Consider the following 6,589-nt stretch of genomic DNA (forward strand, 5'->3'; position numbering starts at 1 on the left):
GAGATTTCAAATGGCCGTTGCCAATGTGAAACAGGAACTCAAGACCGTATCGTCCGTCAAGGCCAAGGCCGAGAAAGGCGAAGGCGCCCGCTTGCAGAACCAAGCTGAAGTTGGTCAGGAACTGGCAGTGCTGCTGTCTGACGTCTTTGCGCTGTACTTCAAAACCAAGAACTACCACTGGCACATGAAAGGCTCGCATTTCCGCGACTATCACCTGCTGCTGGAAGAGCAAGCCACTCAGATCTACGCCATCACTGACCTGATTGCCGAGCGCGCCCGCAAGATCGGCGAGCCGACCGTTCGCTCGATGGAACAGATGGTGCAACTCAAGCGTCTGGCCAGCAGCGAAGTTGCCGACCTGTCGCCGGAAGACATGCTGACCGAGCTGCATGATGACAACCAGTCCCTGGCTGCCTACATGCGCACTACCCACGGCGTCACCGACGAAGCCAACGACCTGTCCACCACCAGCCTGCTGGAAGAGTGGATCGACCAGGCCGAAGAGCGTGCCTGGTTCCTGGGTCAGACCGTCGGCAAGTGATTGCGACGGTGCAACTGTGATGCCGGCAGCGCCCTGTTGCCGGTCATTCAGTGAGCGTGAGCGTGGTCAGGTGCATTCAGCGCCCTGGCCACGGCGTTCACTTCCAGCGTTTCTTCCTTTCCCTGTGCATTCTTGATCTTCAGAGTCAATGGCACCGCATCACCCTCTTTCACCTGGTTGACCAAGCCCATCAACATCACGTGATAGCCGTTGGCATCGAACACGACCGGTTCGCCTGCGGGTAGACTGACTTCGTCCACCGGCAACATGCTCATCACGTCGCCTTTCATGGTCGACTGGTGGATCTGCGTGTCCTTGGCAGCCGGTGACTTCACGCTGAGCAAGGTGCTGTCCGAATCCGCCGTCAGCGTCATGAATGCGCCGGTGGCCGGCTGGCCTGGAACCGTGGCACGTGCCCAGGCATCTTCCACGGTGGTTTGGGCCATGGCATAGCCGGAGAGGCTCAGGGCGACTGCCAGGAAGGTGGATTGGCGCAGGGCTTTCAAAGTGGCAACGGGTTTCATCAGCAGACTTCCATTACGGTGAGCAGGTCCTCGGCGCACTCTTGTGCGGTGAGGGAATGGGACAGACCCAGGCGCAGCACGCCTCGGGAGTCGTAGACGTAACTGGTCGAGGTATGGGAGATGGTGTAGGTATCCCCTACCGGGACCTTTTCGTAGAACACCTTGAACTCCTTCGCCACCTCGGCGGTTTGTTCCAGCGTACCGCGCAGGGCCACGAAGGTGGGGTCGAAGAGTTTGACGTAGGCGTCGAGCACTTCCGGCGTGTCGCGTTCGGGGTCCAGGGTGATGAAGATCACCTGCAGGCGGTCACCGTCGCGGCCCATGAGTTTCTTGGCCTGGACCGCACGCGCCAAGGTGGTCGGGCAGACGGCCGGGCACTGGGTGAAACCAAAGAACACCATGGGCATCATGCCGCGAAAACTGGACAGGGTCTTTTCGTTGCCCTGCGGATCCTTGAGCCGGAAGGTGCGGCCAAGGATCTCGTTGCTCAGGTCCTTGCCGTACTTGAACGACAGCGTATTGCTGTCGCCACATCCGGCCAGTGCACCGAGACCGAGAATGCCCATACTGGCGAGTACTCGGCGGCGGGTCGGGAAATCGTTCATGCCATATCGCCCTCTGAAGAGGGCCGCAGTTTAAGGTCCACAGCGGCGCTTGGGCACTGCAACCTGTCACATTTTGTTTAATCGCGGACGCTCAGGCATACCGTGCCATGCCCTTCGCGGTCCGTGGCCGCGAAAAAGCACCCCGGTCACTCAGGCCTCTACCTAAAAAACCGACCAGCCGATCCGCTCGCTGAGCAGCTCCAGTGCAGCCATGCCGGCCAGCGAGTTGCCTGCAGGGTTGAGTTCCGGTGACCAGACGCACACCGTGAACTGCCCCGGCACCACCGCGACGATGCCGCCGCCTACCCCGCTCTTGCCTGGCAACCCGACGCGGTAGGCGAAGTTGCCCGCCTCATCGTACAGCCCGCTGGTGGCCATGATCGAGTTGACCTGCTGGGTCTGGCGCCGGGTCAGCACCTGTTCGCCACTGTGTTTGCAGTAGCCGTCGTTGGCCAGGAAGCAGAAGGCGCGGGCCAGATCGACGCAGTCCATGCGCAACGCGCAGTGGCTGAAATAGCTGCGCAGCACCGCCTCGACGTCATTATGGAAGTTGTCGAACGACTTCATCAGGTAAGCCATGGCCGCATTGCGCGCCCGGTGCTGGTATTCCGATTCCGCCACCCGGCCATCGACGATCACCTGAGGGTTGCCCGACAACCGCCGCGCCAGGTCGCGCATCGACAGCGCAGGCGCGGCGAAGCGCGACTGGTTGATGTCGCAGATCACCAGCGCACCGGCGTTGATGAACGGGTTGCGCGGCCGACCCCGTTCGAACTCCAGCTGCACCAGGGAATTGAACGGCTGTCCGGACGGCTCATGGCCCAACCGCTGCCAGATGTCTTCACCCGAGTGGCCGATCGCCTGGACCAGGCTGAACACCTTGGAAATGCTCTGAATGGAAAACAGCGTGTGGGCATCGCCGGCGCTGAACACTTCACCATCGTTGCCGTACACGGCAATACCCAGTTGCGCGGCGGGCACATCGGCCAACGCCGGAATGTAATCGGCCACCTTGCCTTGTCCGATCAGAGGGCGGACGGCATCCAGTATCTCAACCAAAAGCGCTTGCATCGGGCTACTCGCATCAAGGGATCAAGCCGTAGACGGCGGCACTTGCAAACGCATCACAGATCCGCTCTGCCTGGAGTGGCGGTGCATCTACCGGACCGCAGTGCACCCTTCGCGGGTAGAAGGCTCGCCGCCCGCCCCGCTCCCACAAGGTGCGGTGGCGATCCTGTGGGAGCGGGCTCTGCCCGCGAAGAACTCAACGCGGTGCATCTGCTGGTCCGCGGTGCGCCCTTCGCGGGTAGAACCCGCTCCCACAGGGTCCACATCACACTCACGTTCACCACCACACCTTGTGGGAGCGGGGCGGGCGGCGAGCCCTCTGCCCGCGAAGAAGTCAACGCGGTGCATCTGCTGGACCTCTCAGCGATACCCCCGCGCCTGCAGGTCGAACAGTTCGGCGTAACGCCCCGCCTGAGCCATCAGTTGTTCATGGTTGCCGCGCTCCAGCACCCGGCCCTGTTCCAGGACGACAATATGGTCGGCATTGCGCACACTCGAGAAGCGGTGCGAAATCAACAGGGTCATGCGGCCCTTGGCGTACTCGCGAAAATGCTCGAACACCGCCGCTTCGGCACTGGCGTCCAGTGCTGCGGTAGGCTCATCGAGAATCAGGATGTCGGCATCGCGCCGCATGTACGCCCGCGACAGCGCCAGCTTCTGCCATTGCCCACCGGACAGTTCCTGCCCACCCGCAAACCAGCGCCCCAACTGAGTGGCATAGCCGTGCTCCAGACGCTCGATAAAAGGCTCGGCCGTGCCCTGCACCGCCGCCTCGCGCCAGCGCTGGGTGTCATCGAACGCACGGGTGTCACCCACCCCGAGGTTTTCCCCGACGCTGAACTGATAGCGGATGAAATCCTGGAAGATCACCCCGATTCGCTGACGCAGCGCCTCTTCCTGCCAGTCCTGCAGATCGCTGCCGTCGAGCAGGATGCGACCCTCGTCAGGCCGGTACAGACGCGTCAGCAGCTTGATCAAGGTGGTCTTGCCTGAACCGTTCTCACCCACCAGCGCCAGGCTCTTGCCCGGCATCAGGTGCAGGTCGATACCCTGCAAGGTGGCGCGGTTGGCGCCTGGATAGCGGAAGCCCAGCCCTTCACAGCGCAGGCCGTCGCCCGGCTTCACGCCTTGAGTGAGATCGCCTTGAGTGGCCTGCACCGGGTAGGCCAGATAGTCATACAGGTCCGCCAGGTACAAGCCGTCTTCGTACAGGCCGCCGATCGCCGTAAGGCTGCTGCTGACCGCGCTCTGCCCCTGCTTGAACAACACCAGGTACATGGTCATCTGCCCCAGGGTGATGTGTCCGTTCACCGTGTCGATGACGATCCAGCCATACGCCAGATAGAACGCCGTCGTCCCCAGCAGACCCAGCACGAAACCCCAGCCGTCCCGGCGCAAGGTCAGACGGCGGTCCTCGGCATACAGCTTGGTGAAGGTGTCGCGATAGCGCTGCAGCAAGAGCGGCGCGAAGCCGAACAGCTTCACCTCCTTGATGTAGCCCTCGTGGGAAAGCAGTGTTTCGATGTAGTTCTGTCGACGGGTTTCCGGTGCGCGGCGGCTGAACAGGCGGAAGGCATCGCCGGAAAAATGCGCTTCGGCAAAGAACACCGGCAATGCGCCGATCACCAGGATCACCAATGCCCACGGCGAGAAATGCACCAGCAACACACCGAAGCTGACCAGGGAAATCAGGTTCTGCACCAACCCCAGCGACTTGCTCACCAGCGCCAGCGGTCGCGTGGACGCTTCACGGCGCACGCGCACCAGCTTGTCGTAGAACTCCGAGTCCTCGAACTGCATCAACGAAAGCGTCTGGGCTTTCTCCAGAATCAGTGTATTGACCTTCTGTCCCAGCTGGACACGCAGCAGCGCCTGTTGCACCGAGAGGCCGCGCTGCGCTGCGGCCAGCAGTGCCAGCACACCGGCTTCCATCAGGACATAGCGCAACACCGGCCACAGCGGCGCAGCGCCGGTCTGCTGGTGCAGTTGCATGGCTGATACCACTGCATCGACGATGCGCTGGCCCAGCCAGGCTGCCAATGCTGGCAGGATCCCTGCGGCCAGCGTGGCCAGTACCAGTCCCAGCAGCAGGCCGGGTGAAGTCGCCCAAACCAGTTGCAAGGCACGTCGGGCCTGGCCCAGAAAATTCTTCAGGCGAGAGAAGTCGAGCATCGACAAAAGCGTTCCTTGAACAAGATATATGGCCGCAGCCATGACACAATTTACCTTCCAGCCCAGAGTCGACAGCTGTGTGGCGGACTTATTCCAGGTACCCATGGTCATTTAACGGATGAATGCATTCAAATCCATTGCTCTACCCTTCTGGTTGCGCCGCGTGCTGCGGCCGTTGCTCGATCCCTACCGTCGTTACCGGCACGCGCGCCTGATCCACGCCGCACGCATCGTCGCCGCCTTGCTGGTGTCCATCCTGCTGACCAGTGGTTTCAACCTGCCCCACGGCGAGTGGGCATCGGTCACCCTGCTGATCGTCATCGGCGGACTCCAGCACCATGGCAATATCGGCAAGAAATCGGTGGAACGTGCCTACGGCACCCTCATCGGCGCCGCGCTCGGGCTGGCCGTGGTGGCCCAGCAGAACTACTTCGAACTGCCCATCGTCACTTACCTGCTGATGTCGGTGGCCTGTGGGTTCTTCGCCTACCATGCGATCGGCAAGGGCGGCTACACGGCGCTGTTGTCGGCCATCACGCTGTTTATCGTCGCCGGCCATGGCGACAATCCGATCACCGACGGCCTGTGGCGCACCGTCGACATCCTCATCGGCATCGCCCTGGCCTTGGCGTTCTCGTTCGCCCTCCCGCTTTACGCCGTGTATTCCTGGCGCTACAACCTCGCCACCGGATTGCGCGGCTGCGCGACCATTCACAGTCGGATCGTCAGTGGCCAGCCGGTGTCGGCCGATGAACACCTCAAGTTGATGGCCAAGCTCAACGCGAACATGGTCCAGCTACGCTCGCTGCTCCCGTCGGTATCCAAGGAAGTGAAGATCTCCATGACCGAGCTGGACGCGATCCAGGGTCATTTCCGCATGTGCCTGAGCACCTTGGAGATCCTCGCCAACCTGCGCCCCAGCGGGACCGACCGCAACGCCATGGCGCAATTGCAGCAGTGCCTGAGCGGTGAGCACCGGCACATTCGTCGGCAACTGGTGGGCATGGCCCGCGCCTTGCGCGATGGTGCCACCGAACGGCTGGAGCGCAACTACGCCAGCGCCGATGCGGACGCGCCCAACGTGGTGCCCGGTGAGCTGATCGGGTATCGCCTGCTGACGCTGCAATTGGTCAATAACCTCGACGGGCTGCAGCAACGATTGGCCAAGACCGCGAGCCGCTGGAAGATCTGACGCGGCGCGCGCGAGGTGCCGCGCGATGGAACTCCCTCAGCGTGGCCGGCCTCAAACCTTGCATGGGGCAAGAGCGATGGCCACTCCGGTCCATCCCGCCATTTCGAGGTCGCGCATGAACATCGATAAATTGAGTAGCCACGTCAACAATGGCGAAATCCACGAAGTGAACCTGGTCTCCATGGAGGGTGGCTCCTACGTGCTGCACGCTATCCTGGAGGGTGTGTCCCAGCCGGTGGCCAGTGACAATGGCGCGACCATTCACGTCGCCTCGGTCGAGGAAGCACGCAAGGTGCTGGCCGGTGTCGCCGACATCAAGTTGTTCCTTGTGCAGGGCAACGCCCATGACGAGATGATTGGCAACCCCGAGGAAGGCAACCACATCATGCGCGAAGAAATTCCCCTGCGTTCCAGCCTGTAATCATCACCCCTGTAGCAGCGGCGCAAGCCGCGTCGGCCACACCGCGTTCACAGTGACCTGTTGCGG

The 6,589-nt window shown here is 62.1% G+C and carries 7 protein-coding genes; 3 read left to right on the forward strand and 4 right to left on the reverse strand.

Features of this window, described 5'->3' with window-relative positions:
• The first annotated feature begins 10 nt into the window (after positions 1-10).
• The gene (locus QMX89_RS19770; RefSeq protein WP_122742326.1) at positions 11-541 is read left to right on the forward strand and encodes a DNA starvation/stationary phase protection protein; all 531 of its coding nucleotides are present in this window, start codon (positions 11-13) and stop codon (positions 539-541) included.
• A gap of 47 nt (positions 542-588) precedes the next feature.
• On the opposite strand, the gene QMX89_RS19775 is transcribed toward QMX89_RS19770, so the two are convergent.
• The 4 genes from QMX89_RS19775 to QMX89_RS19790 form a co-directional block, all read right to left on the reverse strand.
• Entirely contained in the window at positions 589-1,065 is a 477-nt protein-coding gene (locus QMX89_RS19775) for a copper chaperone PCu(A)C (protein WP_282349520.1), read from the reverse strand.
• Positions 1,065-1,670, reverse strand: coding sequence for an SCO family protein (locus tag QMX89_RS19780; RefSeq protein WP_282349521.1), 606 nt, complete (start codon positions 1,668-1,670; stop codon positions 1,065-1,067). Before QMX89_RS19780 ends, QMX89_RS19775 begins: the two co-directional genes overlap by 1 nt.
• 162 nt (positions 1,671-1,832) lie before the next feature.
• Positions 1,833-2,741, reverse strand: coding sequence for a glutaminase B (glsB, locus tag QMX89_RS19785; RefSeq protein ID WP_282349522.1), 909 nt, complete (start codon positions 2,739-2,741; stop codon positions 1,833-1,835).
• A gap of 357 nt (positions 2,742-3,098) precedes the next feature.
• Entirely contained in the window at positions 3,099-4,910 is a 1,812-nt protein-coding gene (locus QMX89_RS19790; RefSeq protein WP_282349524.1) for an ABC transporter ATP-binding protein, read from the reverse strand.
• 118 nt (positions 4,911-5,028) lie between these two features.
• On the opposite strand from QMX89_RS19790, the gene QMX89_RS19795 reads away from it, so the two are divergent.
• Together QMX89_RS19795 and QMX89_RS19800 are read left to right on the forward strand one after the other, a co-directional pair.
• Positions 5,029-6,102 carry an FUSC family protein gene (locus QMX89_RS19795; protein WP_122742329.1) on the forward strand — a complete coding sequence of 358 codons (1,074 nt, stop codon included), beginning with the start codon at positions 5,029-5,031 and terminating at the stop codon, positions 6,100-6,102.
• A gap of 115 nt (positions 6,103-6,217) precedes the next feature.
• Entirely contained in the window at positions 6,218-6,523 is a 306-nt protein-coding gene (locus QMX89_RS19800) for a DUF6482 family protein (RefSeq protein ID WP_049859509.1), read from the forward strand.
• Positions 6,524-6,589: the final 66 nt, after the last annotated feature.

The sequence above is a fragment of the Pseudomonas sp. PS01301 genome, assembly GCF_029960215.1.
In the GTDB taxonomy this organism is placed as follows: Bacteria; Pseudomonadota; Gammaproteobacteria; order Pseudomonadales; family Pseudomonadaceae; genus Aquipseudomonas; species Aquipseudomonas coleopterorum.

Bases quoted from the DNA above. Each gene is read 5' to 3' on its own strand.
- glsB (WP_282349522.1), bottom strand. From the start codon at position 2,741: ATGCAAGCGCTTTTGGTTGAGATACTGGATGCCGTCCGCCCTCTGATC.
- QMX89_RS19780 (WP_282349521.1), bottom strand. From the start codon at position 1,670: ATGAACGATTTCCCGACCCGCCGCCGAGTACTCGCCAGTATGGGCATT.
- QMX89_RS19795 (WP_122742329.1), top strand. From the start codon at position 5,029: ATGAATGCATTCAAATCCATTGCTCTACCCTTCTGGTTGCGCCGCGTG.
- QMX89_RS19800 (WP_049859509.1), top strand. From the start codon at position 6,218: ATGAACATCGATAAATTGAGTAGCCACGTCAACAATGGCGAAATCCAC.
- QMX89_RS19790 (WP_282349524.1), bottom strand. From the start codon at position 4,910: ATGCTCGACTTCTCTCGCCTGAAGAATTTTCTGGGCCAGGCCCGACGT.
- QMX89_RS19775 (WP_282349520.1), bottom strand. From the start codon at position 1,065: ATGAAACCCGTTGCCACTTTGAAAGCCCTGCGCCAATCCACCTTCCTG.
- QMX89_RS19770 (WP_122742326.1), top strand. From the start codon at position 11: ATGGCCGTTGCCAATGTGAAACAGGAACTCAAGACCGTATCGTCCGTC.